Raw genomic sequence first — 18,032 nt, forward strand, 5'->3', positions numbered from 1 at the left:
CTATGTCCCATCCGCCCGCGTTCTCACGCGCTCTTGCGCAGACTAGGCTGCCTTGCGAAGAGCTCGCGAAAGACCGGATAGATATCGGCGGGAGCCGCGATGCGCCTCATCTGAAAATTCGGCCACTTTCCGTCGACCGCGTTGTAGGCGCGCCAGAGCGACGTTCCGTTCTCGGTGGAGCCGAAAATGTGGCTTTCGCGTTCGTCGATGATTTCCACATAGGCGAAATACTGGCAGAGGCGCATGAGCTTGCGGTCGAGGAGTTCTATGCAGCGCTCGGAATCGGTGGCGAAGTTGTCGCCGTCGGAAGCCTGAGCGGCATAGATATTCCATTCCGCGACCGGATAGCGCTGCTCTATGATGCGGTGCATTTCCTCAAGCGCCGTCGAGACGACGGTACCTCCGCTCTCGGTGTGGTAGAAGAAGGTGTGCTCATCCACCTCCTTGGCCTCATGGGTGTGGCGGATGAAAACGATGTCCGTCCTTTCGTAGCGCCGCGTCAGGAACAGATGCAGCAGCACGAAAAACCGTTTGGCCAGATCCTTCTCGCGCTCTCCCATCGATCCCGACACGTCCATCAGGCAAAACATGACGGCGCTGGCATTCGGCACCGGCTGGGGGTCGAAGCGGTTGAACCGAATGTCGACCGGATCGACATAGGCGATCCGCCTGCGCCGGCGTTCAAGCCGATCAACTTCCTCGCGCAGAGCAGCGATGCGTTCGCGCGTTGCCTCGGTTGGCGGCTTCGCTTCCAACTCGGCGATCTGCGTTGAGATGGCGTCCAGCTCCGCCTGCTTGGGACGCCTGAGCGCGATGCGGCGGCCGTGGCTGTTTCGCATGGTGCGTCCGACATTGACGTTGGTCGGCGCCCCGCTTGCCGTGAAGCCCGCCCGTCTTGGCTTGAAGCTCAGTATCTGCTTGAGATTGAGCTTGACCAGATCGGGCAGTTCGAGATCTTCGAAGAAGAGGTCGAGCACTTCCTCGCGCGACAGCACGAAGCGAAAGTCATCCTCGGATTGCTTGGTTCCCGGCGCCGAAGAGCCAGTGCCGCCGCCGCCAGGCTTGGGTATCAGATCACCGGGACTGAACGATTTGTTGCCAGGCAGTATGTGCTGGCGCTGCCCACTGTCCCTGGCGTCGCTGAAGGTCGGTTCGCTGGTGCCTTTGCGGGGCATCGGCACGGCATGCTCGCGGTCGACCTCGGCGATGCGGCCTGTCCGGACATGGTCGCGGATGCTGCGCTTGAGCTCTTCCCGAGCGCGCTTGAGGAAGCGCTGGCGATTGCTCAGGCTCTTGTCCTTCGGATTCAGGCGGCGGTCGATGAAGATCGGCATGCGAACCCTTCGGGCTTTGCTCAGCCAGCCTTGTTCACGCGCATGTACCAGTCGACCAGCCGGCGCACCTGCCGCTGAGTGTAGCCGCGCTCAACCATCCGCTGCACGAATTCGTTGTGCCGCTTCTCGGTGACGCTGTCCTGCTTGGAGCCGAAGCTGATCACCGGCAACAAATCCTCGACCTGACCGAACATGCGCTTCTCGATCACCTCGCGCAGCTTTTCATAGCTCGTCCAGGACGGGTTGCGGCCATGGTTGCGCGCCCGGGCGCGCAAGGTGAACTTGACCACCTCGTTGCGAAAATCCTTGGGATTGGCGATGCCGGCCGGCTTTTCAACCTGCGACAATTCCTTGTCCAGGACCTCGCGATTGAGGATCTGGCCGGTATCGGGATCCTTGTAGTCCTGATCCTCGATCCAGGCATCGGCATAGGCGATGTAGCGGTCGAAAAGGTTCTGGCCGTACTCGCTATACGATTCCAGGTAAGCCTTCTGGATCTCGTGGCCGATGAACTCGGCGTAGCGCGCTGCAAGTTCCGATTTGATGAACTCGAGGTACGCGGCTTCGGTTTCCTTGGGGAATTGCTCGCGTTTGATCGCCTCCTCGAGGATGTACATCAAGTGCACGGGATCGGCTGCGACCTCCTTGGTGTCGTAGTTGAAAGTCTGCGACAGAATCTTGAAGGCGAAGCGCGTGCTGACCCCGGTCATGCCTTCGTCGACGCCGGCGGCATCGCGATATTCCTGGACCGACTTCGCCTTCGGGTCGATCTCCTTGAGGTTCTCGCCGTCATAGGCGCGCATCTTGGTGTAGAGCGGCGAGTTCTCGTGCTCGGCAAGCCGGGTCGAGACGGTGAAACGGCTGAGGATGTCCAGCACTTCGGGCGCGCAGGGACTGTTCGCCAGATCGCTCTCGCGCAGAAGTTTCTCGTAAATCTGCCTCTCTTCAGTGATACGAAGGCAATACGGAACCTTGACCACAAGGATGCGGTCGAGGAAGGCCTCATTGTTCTTGTTGTTCTTGAATTGCTGCCATTCCGATTCGTTGGAATGGGCAACGACGATGCCCTGATAGGGGAAGGAGCCGAAATTCTCGGTGCCGTTGTAGCTGCCTTCCTGGGTTGCCGTCAGCAACGGGTGCAGGACCTTGATGGGCGCCTTGAACATCTCGACGAATTCGAGCAGGCCCTGCGTCGTCCGGTTCAAGCCGCCGCTGTAGGAATAGGCATCCGGATCGGATTGGCTGAAATGTTCCAACTGCCTGATGTCGACCTTGCCGACCAGAGCCGAGACATCCTGGTTGTTCTCGTCGCCGGGCTCGGTCTTGGCGATGGCGATCTGACGCAGACGCGATGGCGACAGCTTGACCACGCTGAATTTGGAAATGTCGCCGGACAGTTCGTCGAGCCGTTTGGCCGCCCAAGGCGAGATGAGCCCATTCAGGCGGCGGCGGGCTATCCCGTATTTGTCTTCCAGCAGATCGCCCATCCGATCGGGGTGGAAAAGGCCAAGCGGCGATTCGAATATAGGGCTGATCTGGTTGCCGACCTTCAGCGTGTAGATCGGGCGCTGTTCCATGAGCTTCTTCAGCCGTTCGGCAAGCGAGGACTTGCCGCCGCCGACCGGCCCGAGCAGGTAAAGGATCTGCTTGCGCTCCTCGAGACCCTGCGAGGCATAACGGAAATACCCGGCGATGCGCTCGATCGTATCCTCCATTCCGTAGAAATCGGAGAAGGAGGGGTACACCTTGATGGTCCGGTTCGAGAAGATGCGCCCGAGCCGCTCATCCTTGCTGGTGTCGACCAGATTGGGCTCGCCGATGGCCTCGACCATTCGTTCGGGCGCCGAGGCATACATGGATTTGTCTTCGCGGCAGCCAAGCAGATACTGCTGGAGGCTCATCTCTTCCTGGGCCGCGTTGGAATATATCTCCGAAAACAGATCGAAGACGTCGGATTGGTTCTCTCGCATGATATTCTGCCCTCAGAGCCGCTCTGGTTGCCAGTCGGCCAGTCGGCTCGTCTCGTATTCAACTGCCGGAAAGCATTGTGGTTCCCTCATATGAGAGAGAGCGCCTGCAATCGGGCATTGACGACTCACAGCACCCGATGCGGACGGAATGCTCACCCATGATGATTAGGTGGTGATGGCCGGGAGAGCTTCAAGGAAAATCTTAGGTTTTCCACTCACATGTCGTGATCGGGAACGTAGAGGCAGAAGGAATGCTGAGAATTCGCGTCGCCTCCGGGCTTACACTCGTGAAAGAACTCGTCACGCGAACGCCTGATCCGACGATCGGAGTAGGGAATGAGCTCTCCGGTGGAGAGCTGGTACCCATATTTCGTTTCCTTCACGTCGGCCGCGGGTGCTTGGTAGCAGTCCATTCCCGAGCAGCATGAGCTGTCATACTGCCAGCCCTTGGGCGCCTGATGCGCAGCCGCCGGAGCCGAAAGGAGTACCGCCAGTGCAATTGCCGGAAACAGGCGCAGAGGTTCTGAGCGGCTTGAGCGCCCATTGGGCGGCGCGGCTGGAGGTCGATACGTCTTCCTCATTGGTGGTCACCGTTCGGAAGCGCCGGCCGAGGGCATCGGTTCTCCGGTCCGACTAGCAATCCGCCCAGCATGGACGAGGCAAGGGCCGAGCCTGCATCAAACCGCCAGATCAGGCAAATGTTCCATGGTGCCCCCCCCGGGGCGGCGGAGCGCGCCGGCCCATGCAGCCGCGGCCCACGATCTCGCGAACCGGCCGCGACCAGGGAATCCGAGGTAACCCGATTCGACGGCGGCGCCTATTGGCATATGGCGATCAACCACCGCTTCGGGGAGGACGGCGATGCGCTGACTGCCGCCGTCATGGCTTTCCTGAAGGCGAGGGTCGCCTGAACGCGCCGGCACTCCTGAAACTGGATCACTTCAAAGTCGTTGACCGGACATTGCGGCATGAAGACTTGTCGGCTCAATTGTCCGGGGGCAATCGGACGAGAGGGAACGCGATGAATGGCGCCGATGTGCTTTGCGATGTGCTACTGGCGAACGCCGTGAATGTCTGCTTCGCCAATCCCGGTACCTCGGAAATGCACTTCGTCGCCGCGCTCGACCGCAAGCCGGAGATGCGCTGCGTGCTCGGTCTTGCCGAGGGCGTGGTGACGGGTGCCGCCGACGGCTACGCCAGGATGACCGACCGGCCGGCTGCGACGCTGCTCCACACCGGCCCCGGACTGGCCAATGGCCTGGCCAACATCCACAATGCCCGGCGCGCCCGCGTGCCGATGATCAACATCGTCGGCGACCATGCCTCCTATCACCTGCCGCTCGACGCGCCGCTCACCAGCGACATTGAAGGTCTCGCCGCGCCGATGTCGAACTGGGTCCGCCGCATCGCCGGTCCGGACGACATCGCGCCGGCCGCGCAGGCGGCCTTTCGCGCTTCGCTGACGCCTCCCGGCATCGCTACGCTGATCCTGCCGGCGGACGCGGCGTGGGGAGAGGCCAGTTCGCTCCTGTCGGCCAAGGTGGAGCTCGCGGCGCCGCGTTCGGTCGACGCAGCCATCGTGCGCAAGATTGCCGGAGCCATTCGCGCCGCGCCCGGTCGCGTCGGCATGATCCTGCGTGGGCCGGCCGCGCGTGAGGATGCCTTGGAAATCGCCGGACAGATATCGGCGGTTTCGGATGTCCGGCTGTTCAGCGACGTTCTGATCGCCCGGATGCAGCGCGGCCGCGGCCGAGTTGCGCCTACCCGCGTTCCATATCCGATCGACGCCGCGCGCACTCTCCTTGCCGACATCGATCTCCTGATCCTCGTTGGAGCCAAGGAACCGGTGGCGTTCTTTGCCTATCCCGGAAAGCCGAGCCGGCTTGTGAGCGAAGGCTGTGAAGTGATGTCATTGGCCGAGCATGGCGAGAATTTGAAGGCGGCACTCGCTGCGCTTCGCGACGAACTGGGCATCAAACCGTCCCAGCCGGTGCCCGTCGCCACGGCCTTTCCCGATGAGCCGGCCCCGCGCGGCAAGCTGACGGACGACGCGGTTGCACTTTCGGTAGCCCGGAAGCTGCCGGAGAATGCGATCGTCTGCGACGAGGCCGTCACCTCGGCGCGGCGCTATTTTGCGCTCTCGGCCTTTGCCGCCCCGCACGATTACATGATGGGCACAGGCGGATCGATCGGCGGCGGCATTCCAATGGCGACTGGCGCGGCCATCGCCTGTCCTGGCCGCAAGGTGCTGAATCTGGAAGCGGACGGCAGCGGCATGTACACGGTGCAGGGATTATGGACCCAGTCGCGGGAAAAGCTCGACGTGGTGACGATCGTCTTTTCCAACCGGACCTACGCCATCCTGCACGGCGAGATGCGCAATGTCGGGGTGAACGCGATCGGCGAGAATGCCAGGCGAATGCTCGACCTTGATCAGCCGGCTCTGGACTGGGTTTCGCTGGCAAGCGGCATGGGGGTGGAAGCAGCCCGCGTTGACACATGCGAGCGGTTCGACGCGCTGCTCGACAGCGCGCTGTCGCGTCCGGGGCCGTTCCTCATCGAAGCGGTGATCTGAGCGGCCCCCGGCCCGCCGAGCTTACCAGCGTGTCTTCTCACCAGGTGCTGCAGGCTCGATCGCCAGCGCGTGCACGCCGGCCTTCAGTTCGTCGGCAAGCAGGCGATTGACGGCGCGGTGGCGCTCGATGCGGTTCATGCCGGCAAAATCCTGCGAGACGATACGGACGCGGAAATGGGTCTCGCCGGTGCCGTCGAAGACGGCCTCGTGGCCGTGCTCGACGTGGTGATGGCCGGCGTGAAGATGGCTTTCGTTGATGACGGTGAGCCTTTCCGGCGAAAATGCCGCCTTCAGCTTGTTTTCCATCGTCGACTGTATGGACATCGGGGCTTCCCTTCACCACATCTGCGGTACCGCCGCAAAATCTGTGCTTTCGACCGCTTTAGGCCGCGATTCAGCGGTTAGGGCGATCATCGGCGAAATGTCAATTCTTGTTTCGCGGTAGCGAACAGCCCATAAATGGGTGAGGATGAAACCGTATCCCAAATATTTCGAGAAAATTCGCATCCGGCCGGAAAAGGACGCGGAGCTGAAGTCGCGCGCGCCGATCTGCCAGTGGGACGGTTGCAGCGAGGCCGGTACGCATCGCGCGCCGGTCGGGCGCCTGAAGGAGGGCGAATATTTCCGCTTCTGCTTTGAGCATGTGCGCGAATACAACAAGAGCTTCAACTACTTCTCGGGCGTGTCGGACAGCGAGATCGCCCGCTTCCAGAAAGAGGCGCTGACTGGACACCGGCCAACCTGGCGCATGGGCGCCAATGGCGGCGGCATGCGTTCGGCACCCGACTTCGCGCAGCAGCGCTCCGGGCGTGCAGGCTACTACAACCGCATGCGCGATCCCTTCAATCTGTTCGGCGGCGGAACGCGCGAAGTGCGCGAGCGCAAGGCAAAGCCGCTTGAGGCCAAGGCGCTGGAAACGCTTGGCCTTGATACAAAGGCGACTGGCAAGGATATCAAGGCACGCTATAAGGAACTCGTAAAGCGCCACCATCCGGATGCGAATGGCGGCGACAGAGGTTCGGAAGACCGGTTCCGCGATGTGCTGCAGGCCTATCGCGTGCTCAAGCAAGCAGGATTGTGCTGAGCGACCCTACGGTCCATGTCGTTTTCCAACTTTCATAAGGTTGGAAAAGGCTCTAAGACCGCCCCCGAACAAATCGATTGCCGGCGAAACGCGGCGTTTCGCCCGTGGAGACGTTGATAGAGATGAACAAGGTCGATCGCGACATCGCCAACCTGCCCGATACGACGGTGCCGGTGAAGGAGAAATTCGGCTTCGACTCCAAGATGGTGGTTCCGGCCTATTCGGCGGCGACTGAGCACGTGCCCGACATCGACCCGGACTATCTGTTCGACAAGGCAACGACTTTGGCGATCCTCGCCGGCTTCGCCTACAACCGCCGCGTCATGGTGTCGGGCTATCACGGCACCGGCAAGTCCACCCATATCGAGCAGGTCGCTGCGCGCCTGAACTGGCCCTGCGTGCGCGTCAATCTCGACAGCCATGTCAGCCGCATCGATCTCGTCGGCAAGGACGCCATCGTCGTCAAGGAAGGCCTGCAGGTCACGGAATTTCGCGACGGCATCCTGCCCTGGGCCTATCAGCACAACGTCGCGCTCTGCTTCGACGAGTACGATGCCGGACGCCCGGACGTGATGTTCGTCATCCAGCGCGTGCTGGAATCGTCGGGCCGGCTGACGCTGCTCGACCAGAGCCGCGTCATACGCCCGCATCCGGCCTTCCGGCTGTTCGCCACCGCCAACACGGTGGGTCTCGGCGACACCACCGGCCTCTATCACGGCACGCAGCAGATCAACCAGGCGCAGATGGACCGCTGGTCGATCGTCACTACGCTCAACTACCTGCCGCACGACAACGAGGTGTCGATCGTGCTGGCCAAGGCCAAGCACTATCGCGACAGCAAGGGCAAAGAGATCGTCAACAAGATGGTGCGCGTCGCCGACATGACGCGCTCGGCCTTCATCAATGGCGACCTTTCGACGGTGATGAGCCCGCGTACGGTCATCACCTGGGCCGAGAACGCCGAGATCTTCGGCGATATCGGCATGGCGTTCCGGCTCACCTTCCTCAACAAATGCGACGAGCTGGAGCGTTCGGTGGTCGCCGAATTCTACCAGCGCGCCTTCGGTGAGGATCTGCCGGAGAGCGCCGCCAACGTGGTGCTGGGGTAAGGCGCGTGCCGGAAGGCTGGGCCTTTCGGACCACAACGCGCAGGGAATGATCGATGGCGGGTCCGGGCGACAACACGCGCAACAAGCCGAAGAACGGGTCTGAAGCGGACAGCTTCAAGCGCGCGGTCACCGTCTGTATGCGCGCCGTTGCCGGCGACAAGGACCTCGAGGTCGGCTTCGCCAAGGACCGGCCGGCGCTGGCCGGCAACCGCGCCCGCCTGCCCGAACTGCCGAAAAAGGCGTCCCGCACCGACATCGCGATCACCCGCGGCATCGGCGATTCCATGGCGCTGAAGCGCGCCTGCCACGATCAGCGCATCCACAGCAAGCTGGCGCCGGAAGGCAAGCTCGCGCGGGCTATTTTCGATGCCGTCGAGCAGGCCCGCGTCGAGGCGATCGGCAGCCGCGCCATGCAGGGCGTGGCCGACAATATCGGATCGATGCTCGAGGACAAATACGCCAGGGCAAACCTCGTCGACGTCAAGGACAAGGCCGACGCTCCGCTCGAGGAGGCGGTTGCGCTGATGGTGCGCGAAAAGCTTACCGGACGCACCGTGCCGAAGAGCGGCGAGCGACTGGTCGATCTGTGGCGGCCCTGGGTCGAGGAAAAGGCCAGCAGCGACCTCGACGGCCTGTCGTCCAGGCTCGATGACCAGCAAGCCTTCGCCCGCATCGTGCGCGACATGCTCGTCTCCATGGAGATGGCCGAGGAACTCGGCGACGACCAGGAGACGGAAGACTCGGAGGACAACGAGGAAAACGAGCAGCAGGGCGAGGAGCAGAGCGAGGAAGGCGGCGAGGACGATTCCGGCTCCGAACAGTCGCAGTCCGAGGACGCGGAGGCTTCCGCCGACGAGGAAGAGTCGGCCGAAACGGAGGCGACCGACGCCACATCGGACGACCTTTCCGACGAGGATGATTCCGACGCCGAGACGCCAGGCGAGGCGCGCCGCAACGACAATCCGTTCCTCAACCTGCCTAACGAAATCGACTACAAGGTCTTCACCACCGCCTTCGACGAGACGGTCGGGGCCGAGGACCTTTGCGAGGAAGAGGAGCTCGACCGGTTGCGCGCCTTCCTCGACAAGCAGCTCGCCAATCTCTCCGGCGTCGTCGGCCGCTTGGCCAACCGGCTGCAGCGCCGCCTGATGGCGCAGCAGAACCGTTCCTGGGATTTCGACCTGGAGGAGGGCTATCTCGATCCATCCAGGCTGGTGCGCGTCGTTATCGATCCGATGCAGCCGTTGTCCTTCAAGCAGGAGCGCGACACCAAGTTCCGCGACACGGTGGTGTCGCTGGTGCTCGACAATTCGGGCTCGATGCGCGGGCGGCCGATCACGGTTGCCGCGACTTGCGCCGACATCCTGGCGCGCACTCTGGAGCGCTGCGGGGTTTCGGTGGAAATCCTCGGCTTCACCACACGCGCGTGGAAAGGCGGGCAGGCGCGCGAGAAGTGGCTGAAGGACGGCAAGCCGCCGAATCCGGGCCGGCTCAACGATCTGCGCCACATCATCTACAAGTCCGCCGACCATCCGTGGCGGCGCGCGCGCCGCAATCTCGGCCTGATGATGCGCGAGGGCCTGCTCAAGGAAAACATCGACGGCGAGGCGCTGCTTTGGGCGCACAACCGGCTGATCGGCCGGCCGGAACAGCGCAAGATCCTGATGATGATCTCGGACGGCGCGCCGGTCGACGATTCCACGCTCTCGGTCAACCCCGGCAACTATCTGGAGCGCCATTTGCGCGCGGTGATCGATCTCATCGAGACGCGCTCGCCGGTGGAGCTTTTAGCCATCGGCATCGGCCACGACGTCACGCGCTACTATCGCCGCGCCGTCACCATCGTCGATGCCGAAGAGCTGGCCGGCGCCATGACGGAGCAATTGGCCTCGCTGTTCGGCGAGGAGAGCGCGCGCGACACGCGGCGCGGTGGCTTGAGGCGCGCCGGATGATCCTTTCGCGGGGCGGATTCCGGCGGACGGCTTTTGTTTGCGCGCTGGCCTGTTCGGCCGCCTCTCCGGTCTTCGCCGAGGGAGGCGCTGTGGTCGAGGCGATCGAAGTTTCAGCGCGGCCGATCACCGAGTTCCATATCGGCCGCGACAGGAAACAGTTCGGGTCGCTAGAGTTCGTCGGCGGGCTGGAGATGACCTCGCCGTCGCGCGATTTCGGCGCGCTGTCGGCTTTTCGCTTCCTCAAATCAGGCAGCGATTTCATCGGCGTCACCGATACCGGCTTCTGGTTCTTCGGCACCATCACCCACGATGCCGACAAGCGCCCTTCGGGCGTGTCGAATTTCCGCATGCAGCAGATGGTCGACGCCTCGGGCCAGCCGATCGCGAAGAAATGGGAGGTCGACGCCGAAGGCCTCGCGGTCAAGGACGGTATCGCCACCGTCGGTTTCGAGCGAGACCAGCGCGTCGTCCAGTTCAAGGTCGAACCGAACAATATGAAGGCGCCGTTCAAGACGCTCGACTATCTGGTCCCGGCGCGGGAGCTGCGCCAAAACCGCGGCTTCGAGACAGTCACCCACGCCAATCCTTACGGCCAGCACGAGGGCGGCCTGGTCGTGGTGTCGGAAAAGAGCCTCGACAAGGCCGGCAACATCTATGCCGCCATCATCGAGGGACCGAGGAAGGGCGTCTTCACCGTCAAGCGCAACGGCAATTTCGACATCACCGACGGCGCCTTCCTGCCCGATGGCGACCTGCTTCTACTCGAACGCAGCTTCTCGATGGCGCGCGGGGTGAAGATGCGGCTGAGGCGTATCTATGGCGAGAGCATCGAGAAGGGCGCGGTCGCCGACGGCCCGGTGCTGATCGACGCCGATATGGGCTACCAGATCGACAATATGGAAGGGCTCGACGTCTGGACCCGCGACGACGGCTCGCTGATGGTGTCGCTGGTGTCGGACGACAATCAATCGATCCTGCAGCGGAACCTCTACCTGGAATTCATCCTGCACCAGGACTGAGCGGCGCTTGGTTTCGTCCAATTCGGAACGGAAAACCGCTGCGCATTTGTCCCGAAGTTGCCCGCCCTCAGCGGACTCTGTAGATCTCGACCGGCTTGCTCGCCGTCGCGCTGTCCAGTTCCAGCCAATCGGGAACGTCCCGCTTCAGCAGCCTCGCGGCCAGGCCCTTGGGAGCTTGGGCGGCGAGCGAAAGCTCTTCCGAATTGCCGCGGCATATGGCGACCAGCCCGACATGCTCGCGCTCAATGATGGCGCGGGCGGCATCCGGCGTTCCCATGAAGGCGTCGAGCATGGCGAGATTGCCGCCGACATTGCGATGATAGGGGCCGGCCAACGCCCTATGGCCGGTAAACATCAAGATGGGGGAGCCGAGATTGGAGGACGCAAGCACCGTCGTTGCCGGCATGCCGGCCAGGTCGCCGAAGTCCGAGGCCTTGCCGCAGGTCAGCGCATGATCGGCATCGGAATTGATCTTTGCGGGTGCCTTTTGGACCACGGACTGCGCGGCGACGGCGACGCCGGCCCAGGTCGCATTGAGCGACACCAGCCATGCCGCCGCGATGCGGGTGGAGACGCGCCACGGCTGCGCGGCGCTTGCCTGCAGGCGAACCCCGGCGATCCAGGTCGAGAGCGGCAGCACCGCGAAGGCAACCGAGAAGGTCGAGCCGCGCACCTGCCATAGGCTGACGGCGAAAGCGACGATCAGCAGCACGGCGGTAAGGGCTTCCTCCCGGCGCAGGCGGCGGCTGCGCAGCTGAAGGCCAATCAACAGGATTGCGATGAAGGGCGTCACATAACGCGCCGCCATCAGCTTCGGCTCGTTCACGGCCACGCTGAGGAACGGCTGCGCCTCAACGACGTCGTTCAGCCAATAGGTGCGAATGCGCTGATCCATGCCGGCATAGGGCGATGCCAGGCATTGCGGGAAGAACAGGAGCGCAACGGCCGCAATTGCAACGGCCAACGCGGACATTGAGAGGAACCGCCTCTTAGCCGTCGACTGTCCGGGTAGACCCGCAATCGCCGCGAGTCCAAAGCCCGACAGCGCCGCGATGACGAATTGGAAAGCCGAGAAGGCGTCGCACTCGGCCACGCCCCAGGCCGACGGCGGTATGGTGGCAACAAGAACCACCAAGGCTATCGCGGCAAATCCGATGCCGAAGCCGCGCGCGGTCTGGCGTTCCCTTTCATCGAAGATGAAGAGCACGGCGGCGCAGGCGCCAAGTGCGGCCACATAAGGCGCCGTCTCCATGCCGACGGCAAGGGTGAGGCCTGCGCATAGGCCGGACAGAAGGGCGGCTGACCGCCGGAAGGGAGCCTCAGTCATAAGCCAGAGACTGGCTGCCGTGAGCAGGAGCTGGACGTTGTGGTGGTCAAGCGTGCCAGGGTGGAAGATGCCGATAAAGAACAGCGCCGCAGTGGATAGGACCAGCGCAGGCATCGCCACGTCCGTACCGGCGAAACGCCGGGAAGCGCGCAGGATGACGAATATGGTCAGTCCATACAGGGAAAGCGGCCAGATGATCTGCGCTGCCTTTTCAGCGGCAGCCGTGCTGGCGCCCAGCGCCTGGAAGGTGAAGATGATCAGCGCGATCGGGGTGTCGACCAGCCGCGACCAGTGCATGACGAAGCCGCCGGTCAGGCCCATCCTGTATTGATGAAGATCGAACCAGCCCTGTCCAGCCAGGAGGTCGCGAACTTCGACCAACCTCAGCATGCTGTCATTGTCGGCGCCAAGGTCCGCGATGGTCGGGAAGCCGGAGATCGCATTGATCCCCAGCACGAGCAGCGTCGCGCAGAGCGCAAGCAGAAGGTCATGTTTCCAACCGGTGCCCTGGATGGTCATGCTGATGGCAATGTCCTGGATCGTTTTGGCGATCCTGCACCAATGGCCGTAACAAAGCGTAAAGCCGCGAAGGGCCGCTAGAAGGGTCAGGCGATGGCCGGCTGGCTCCAGCGGGCGGCAAGCAGCCGGTAGGGGATCAGCGCCACCACCGCGATGATCAGCTTGACCGAGAGATCGCCCAGCGCCCAGGACACCCAGCGCATGGTTTCGACAGGCAGCACGCCCATCAGCGGTGCCGTCTCCAGCGCGAAGCCGTCGTTCGGCCCGACAAAGGCGAAGGCGGCGGAGAAGCCGACGCCGAAGAAGACCACCGTGTCGAAGACAGAGCCGACCAGCGTGCCGACGATCGGCGCGCGCCACCAGCTTTGCCGGCGCAGACGATTGAACACCGTTACGTCGAGCAGTTGTGCGGCGAGGAAGGCGGCGCCGGACGCGGCCGCGATTCGCACCAGCCGGTCAGCGGCGGTCTCGAACGCGATCAGACCGTGGCGGAACAGGAAGGGCGGAACAAGGATCGAGCAGACGACCGCCGTCATGAAGCCGACGAAGACCACTTTGCGCGCCACCGCGGGGCCGTAGCGACGATTGGCAAGATCGGTGACCAGGAAGGAGAAAGGATAGGTGAAGGCGCCCCAGGTGAGCAGGTCGGCCAGCGACAGGCCGCCGATCTGGCCCTGCATCGGGAACTGGACAAGGATATTGGACGCCACGACGACAAGCGCCATGGCGGCCACGAAAGGCAGGTATCGTGAAAGGAAGTTCATTTTTTTATCCTGGGTAATGGAACCAGCCGAGCGTCATGACGGCGCTCAGGTCCGAGCACCAGTTTGGAGCCGGTGCTCGAGGCGGTCGTCCCCCGCCTGAAAAGAGAGTTTTAGGCGGCCGACTGCTCGGCGAGCTTCTTCGCGATCTGCTTCTTCAGCAGGCGAGCGCGCTGCGACAGCTCCTTGGCGTCGGCCTTGGCCAGGAACGCGTCGAGCCCGCCGCGATGCTCGACCGAACGCAGCGCGTTGGCCGAAATGCGCAGGCGAACGTTTTGGTTCAGCACTTCGGAAATCAGCGTCACATTGACCAGGTTCGGCAGGAAGCGACGCTTGGTCTTGTTGTTGGCATGGCTCACATTGTGGCCGGTCTGGACTGCCTTGGCAGTGAGCTCGCAGGTGCGGGACATCTTGTCTAACCTTCAGTTCTAAACCTGCCAAACCATTCTGCCCGCGCCAGGCGGCGCGCGGTCTCGGTCAGGCGGCCTTTGGAAAAAGTTGGCGTTCCATAGTTGCATTTCGCCACTACGTCAAGCTCCGGCACCTACGCGGCGGCCAAGCTCGCTCCATATAAAGGCCGGAATTCGTCGTATAAGCCCTGCGCGAAGGGATTGCCAGGCTGGAACCGTTGCGTTTCCGCCAGTATCAAGGACCTGCCGCCGCCATGCTTCGCCCATCCCACGCCCTTGCCGCGCTGCTCGCCGTCGCTGTGCCTTCAACCGCCTTCGCTGCTGCCTCGCCGCAGTCCTTCAAGGGCGAATACACCGTGTCGTTCCTGGGCCTTTCGGTCGCCAGGGCGACGTTTTCCAGCCGTTACGACGGCGACACCTTTGCCATCAATGGCACCGTCTCGGCCGCCGGCATCGCCAAGCTGTTCGACGATACGAAAGGCACGATCTCGTCGAAGGGTACGATTTCGGGCCAGCAGATGCGGCCGCGGGCCTTCCGGGCCGACTATACTTCCGGCAAGAAGGCATCGGTGGTCGACATACGCTTCGCCGATGGCGACGTCTCCTCGACGAAAGTCGTTCCGGAGCCCGGCAAGCGCGATCCCAAGAATTGGGTGCCGGTCGGCTCCGGCGACCTGAAATCGGTGGTCGATCCGATGGCCGCGACCGTCGTCCATGCCGACAGCCTGGACAAGGTCTGCGGGCGGACCGTCAAATTCTACGATGGCGAGATGCGCGCCAACCTGTCGCTGACCTATGCGTCGAAAGGCTCGATCTCGGTGCCGGGCTACAAGGGCGACACCGTCACCTGCAAGATGGGCTTCGAGCCGGTGGCGGGCTATCGCAAGGGCCGCAAGGCGCTGGACTTCCTGAAGAACAAAAGCCGCATGATGGTGACATTTGCACCCGTGGGCCAATCCGGCGTATATGCGCCGATCCGCGCCACGGTCGGGACCCAGATCGGCCCGCTGACCATCAGCGCAAGACGGTTCGAAGCAGCCGAATAAGTTAGGCGCCACGGCGCGCCGCCGAGGATAGGCATGGGGCGCGCAACACTGATCGGTTTCTCGGCGGTCGCCCTGTGGGCGCTGCTTGCACTGCTCACCGACGCCTCGCGGCTGCGCAAGACCGGCGGAGCGCGCGCATGATGCCGTTTCCGGGCGGCATCGACGCCAATCCCAATGCGACGCTTTTGTTCTCGATCGCCGCCGCCGCGATTTACGTCCTTGCGCTCGAGCTGCCGCCACGCCTCGCCCGTTCCGCCGCCAAGACGCTGGCCGTGGCCTTGCTGGCGGCGCTCGCCGTCATGCAAGGCGGTCCGCCGCTGCTCGTCGCAGCGCTGGCGCTCAGCGCCGCCGGCGACGCGTTCCTCTCCCAAGACGGTGAAAAAGCCTTTCTTGGAGGGCTGGCGAGCTTTCTTGCCGCGCATGTCGCCTATGTCGCCTTGTTCCTGAACGCCGGTGGCGGAATCGGCCTGCTCACCGCCGAGTCCTGGCGCGGCGCCATTGCGCTGGCGCTGGCGGTTTTCGTTAGCACGATGCTCGCCGCGCTTTGGCGGCGCGTCGGACCTGCCCTGCGCGTTCCGGTCGCCGTCTATGCCGGGGCGATCCTCGCCATGGGTGTTTCGGCGCTCACGACCTTCCATCCCTGGGTTATCGCCGGAGCCGTGCTGTTCATCATATCGGACGGGCTGCTGGCGGCAGAGCGCTTCCTGCTGGCCGCGAGTTCGCCGCATCGCGTCTGGATGCGCTATGCGGTCTGGGTGCTCTATTATGCGGCCCAGTTGGCGATCACGCTTGGTTTCCTGCTGGCTTAGGCTGTTTTCGGCTGCCAGCCCGGCTCGGCCAGATCGAAGGCGGCGAAATCGAAGCCCGGTGCCACCGTGCAGCCGACCAGCGTCCATTCGCCGAGGCTGCGCGCCGACTGCCAACAGCCGGCCGGGACCACGATCTGCGGGCGCTCGCCGGCGGCGAGTGCCGCGCCCAATAGATGTTCGACGACGGTGCCGGAGCCTTCCTCATGCATGGCGAGCGCCAGCGGCGCGCCGGCATAGAAATGCCAGACCTCCGCCGCGTCCTTGACCCGGTGCCAGGCCGAACGTTGGCCTTCCTCCAAAAGGAAGTAGATCGCGGTCGAATGGCCGCGCGTGCCACCTTCCGCGTCGCGAAACGTCTCGGCATACCAGCCGCCCTCGGGGTGCGGCTCGAGGCCGAGCGCGGCGATGATTTCGACGGCGCTGGTCATAAAGGAACGCTCAGAAGTTATCCTTGCGCTTGCGGATCTCGGCGAACACGTCCGTATCGCTCGCCCTTTCCATGCCGAGATGCCTGCGGATCGCCGGGTCGTGCCAGCGCAGGAACGGATTGGTCGACAGTTCCTCGCCGATCGTCGTCGGCAGGGTCGGCTTGTTGTCGGCGCGCAGCTTCTCGATCCTGGCGGCGCGCTCTTTCAAAGCTGAATTGCTGGGGTCGACGGTCAGCGCGAAACGCGCGTTGGCCAATGTGTATTCGTGGCCGCAATAGATGACGGTCTCGGCCGGAAGGGCGGCAAGCTTTTTCAGCGATTCGTGCATAAGCGGCGGCTTGCATTCGAAGAGCCGGCCGCAGCCCAGCGCAAACAGCGTGTCGGCGGTGAAGGCCACCTTCGAGGCCGGCAAATGGTAAGAGACATGGCCGGCGGTATGGCCGGGCGTCTCGATGACCTCGATCTCTTCCTCGCCGAGGCGGATGACGGAACCCTGGCTGACCGTCTCGTCGATGCCGGGGATCTTCGCCTTTTCCGCTTCCGGACCGACGATGGTGAGCTTGAAGCGCTCCTTCAGGGCCAGATTGGCCTCGACATGGTCGCCATGATGATGCGTGGTCAGGATCATCGTCGGGGACCAGCCGGTGCGCTTGATCGCAGCCAGGATCGGCGCTTCTTCCGGGGCATCGATGATCGCCGTCTGCCTGCTTCTGGGGTCATGCACCAGAACGCCGAAATTGTCGGTGCGGCACATGAACTGTTCGATTTCGACCGGCATCTCGTCGCTCTCCGTTGTGGCCGCAGACATAGGGCGCCCGGCCGCGGATGTCATCCGCCTTTGTTGAACTCGCCGGATATCGCGGCTACCGTCCGGCGCATGCATTCCGATATCGTCGATCTCCGGTCCTTCTATTCGACCACGCTCGGGCGCCTCGCCGAGCGCGCGATCACCATGTCGCTGTCGTCGATATGGGCGCCCGTTCCGAACGAGCGCCTGGTCGGTCTCGGCTACACGCTACCGTGGCTGGAGCGGTTCGGCGCCGATGCCGAGCGCGTCTTTGCCTTCATGCCGGCGACGCAAGGGGCGGTGGTCTGGCCGGCGACGGGGCCGACGGCGACGGCGCTGGTCTTCGACGAGGAGCTGCCGCTGGTCGATTCCTGCATCGACCGCATGCTGCTCGTCCACTCGCTCGAACATGTCGAAAATCCGCGCGAGACGCTGAACGAGATCTGGCGCGTGCTGTCGCCGGCGGGCAGGGTCGTCATCGTCGTGCCCAACCGGCGCGGCGTCTGGGCGCGTTTCGAGCACACGCCCTTCGGCAACGGCCGGCCGTTCTCGCGCGGCCAGCTCACCGAATTGCTACGCGAGGCCAATTTCACGCCGGCCGCATGGTCGGACGCGCTGTTCTTCCCGCCATCGCCGCGGCGCTCCATGATGCAGTTCCACAACGTGCTGGAGCGAGCCGGCCGGCGGCTCTGGCCGATCTTTTCCGGGGTCATCGTCGTCGAGGCGCAGAAGCGGCTCTACCAGGGCGTGCCTGTCGCGCAGCGCGCGTCGCGCCGCGTCTTCGTGCCGGTGTTCTCGCCGCAGGGCGCAACGACGCTCGGGCGTCGGGGCGACGACCCGGTGCCGCAGGCAGGCGGATGACGCGTTCGTGATCGGGGCCAAGCCTTGCGTCATACGGCAAT

At 63.6% G+C, this 18,032-nt stretch carries 17 protein-coding genes; 9 read left to right on the forward strand and 8 right to left on the reverse strand.

Going from position 1 to position 18,032, the window contains the following annotated elements:
- Window positions 1-23: 23 nt before the first annotated feature.
- Complete coding sequence (locus CK221_RS22595; RefSeq protein WP_066990345.1) at window positions 24-1,334, reverse strand: YeaH/YhbH family protein; 1,311 nt, start codon at window positions 1,332-1,334, stop codon at window positions 24-26.
- Between the two features lie 20 nt (window positions 1,335-1,354).
- Complete coding sequence (locus CK221_RS22600) at window positions 1,355-3,304, reverse strand: PrkA family serine protein kinase (RefSeq protein WP_066990342.1); 1,950 nt, start codon at window positions 3,302-3,304, stop codon at window positions 1,355-1,357.
- Window positions 3,305-4,002: 698 nt separating this feature from the next.
- Here CK221_RS22600 and CK221_RS30385 point away from each other — a divergent pair.
- On the forward strand, window positions 4,003-4,215 hold the full coding sequence (locus CK221_RS30385; RefSeq protein ID WP_176477940.1) for a hypothetical protein: 213 nt from the start codon (window positions 4,003-4,005) through the stop codon (window positions 4,213-4,215).
- A gap of 110 nt (window positions 4,216-4,325) precedes the next feature.
- Window positions 4,326-5,879 (forward strand): acetolactate synthase large subunit, encoded by a 1,554-nt coding sequence (locus CK221_RS22615; protein WP_095779328.1) that lies wholly within the window; start codon window positions 4,326-4,328, stop codon window positions 5,877-5,879.
- 21 nt (window positions 5,880-5,900) lie between these two features.
- Here the strand turns inward: CK221_RS22615 and CK221_RS22620 are convergent, their stop codons facing one another.
- Window positions 5,901-6,203, reverse strand: a complete 303-nt coding sequence (locus CK221_RS22620; protein WP_066990338.1) for a BolA family protein — start codon at window positions 6,201-6,203, stop codon at window positions 5,901-5,903.
- 145 nt (window positions 6,204-6,348) lie between these two features.
- Between CK221_RS22620 and CK221_RS22625 the strand changes: the two genes are divergently transcribed.
- From CK221_RS22625 to CK221_RS22640, 4 genes are all read left to right on the forward strand, one after another.
- A complete protein-coding gene (locus CK221_RS22625; protein ID WP_066990335.1) occupies window positions 6,349-6,963 on the forward strand; it encodes a J domain-containing protein in 615 nt (204 codons plus the stop codon).
- Window positions 6,964-7,085: 122 nt separating this feature from the next.
- On the forward strand, window positions 7,086-8,072 hold the full coding sequence (cobS, locus tag CK221_RS22630; protein WP_066990333.1) for a cobaltochelatase subunit CobS: 987 nt from the start codon (window positions 7,086-7,088) through the stop codon (window positions 8,070-8,072).
- Window positions 8,073-8,125: 53 nt separating this feature from the next.
- On the forward strand, window positions 8,126-10,024 hold the full coding sequence (cobT, locus tag CK221_RS22635; RefSeq protein WP_095779329.1) for a cobaltochelatase subunit CobT: 1,899 nt from the start codon (window positions 8,126-8,128) through the stop codon (window positions 10,022-10,024).
- Complete coding sequence (locus CK221_RS22640) at window positions 10,021-11,043, forward strand: esterase-like activity of phytase family protein (RefSeq protein WP_095779330.1); 1,023 nt, start codon at window positions 10,021-10,023, stop codon at window positions 11,041-11,043. Before cobT ends, CK221_RS22640 begins: the two co-directional genes overlap by 4 nt.
- Before the next feature lie 67 nt (window positions 11,044-11,110).
- Here the strand turns inward: CK221_RS22640 and CK221_RS22645 are convergent, their stop codons facing one another.
- The 3 genes from CK221_RS22645 to rpmB all read right to left on the reverse strand — a co-directional run bounded on the left by CK221_RS22645 (window position 11,111) and on the right by rpmB (window position 14,060).
- Window positions 11,111-12,889: a polysaccharide biosynthesis protein GtrA gene (locus tag CK221_RS22645; protein ID WP_095779331.1), complete on the reverse strand. Its 1,779-nt coding sequence runs from the start codon at window positions 12,887-12,889 to the stop codon at window positions 11,111-11,113.
- A gap of 86 nt (window positions 12,890-12,975) precedes the next feature.
- Complete coding sequence (locus CK221_RS22650) at window positions 12,976-13,653, reverse strand: queuosine precursor transporter (RefSeq protein WP_095779332.1); 678 nt, start codon at window positions 13,651-13,653, stop codon at window positions 12,976-12,978.
- Window positions 13,654-13,763: 110 nt separating this feature from the next.
- Window positions 13,764-14,060 (reverse strand): 50S ribosomal protein L28, encoded by a 297-nt coding sequence (gene rpmB / locus CK221_RS22655; RefSeq protein ID WP_066990317.1) that lies wholly within the window; start codon window positions 14,058-14,060, stop codon window positions 13,764-13,766.
- Window positions 14,061-14,314: 254 nt separating this feature from the next.
- On the opposite strand from rpmB, the gene CK221_RS22660 reads away from it, so the two are divergent.
- Window positions 14,315-15,106, forward strand: a complete 792-nt coding sequence (locus tag CK221_RS22660; RefSeq protein ID WP_095779333.1) for a DUF3108 domain-containing protein — start codon at window positions 14,315-14,317, stop codon at window positions 15,104-15,106.
- A gap of 137 nt (window positions 15,107-15,243) precedes the next feature.
- Window positions 15,244-15,915 (forward strand): lysoplasmalogenase, encoded by a 672-nt coding sequence (locus tag CK221_RS22665; RefSeq protein ID WP_066990310.1) that lies wholly within the window; start codon window positions 15,244-15,246, stop codon window positions 15,913-15,915.
- Here CK221_RS22665 and CK221_RS22670 read toward each other — a convergent pair.
- Both CK221_RS22670 and gloB read right to left on the reverse strand, forming a co-directional pair.
- Window positions 15,912-16,343 (reverse strand): cupin domain-containing protein, encoded by a 432-nt coding sequence (locus tag CK221_RS22670; RefSeq protein ID WP_095779334.1) that lies wholly within the window; start codon window positions 16,341-16,343, stop codon window positions 15,912-15,914. The two genes, CK221_RS22665 and CK221_RS22670, sit on opposite strands and share 4 nt — an antisense overlap.
- A gap of 10 nt (window positions 16,344-16,353) precedes the next feature.
- Window positions 16,354-17,121, reverse strand: coding sequence for a hydroxyacylglutathione hydrolase (gloB, locus tag CK221_RS22675; protein ID WP_095779386.1), 768 nt, complete (start codon window positions 17,119-17,121; stop codon window positions 16,354-16,356).
- Window positions 17,122-17,220: 99 nt separating this feature from the next.
- Here gloB and CK221_RS22680 point away from each other — a divergent pair, with 99 nt between their 5' ends.
- Window positions 17,221-17,991, forward strand: a complete 771-nt coding sequence (locus tag CK221_RS22680) for a methyltransferase domain-containing protein (RefSeq protein WP_095779335.1) — start codon at window positions 17,221-17,223, stop codon at window positions 17,989-17,991.
- Window positions 17,992-18,032: the final 41 nt, after the last annotated feature.

The organism is Mesorhizobium sp. WSM3868, from assembly GCF_002294785.1.
Lineage (GTDB): Bacteria > Pseudomonadota > Alphaproteobacteria > Rhizobiales > Rhizobiaceae > Mesorhizobium.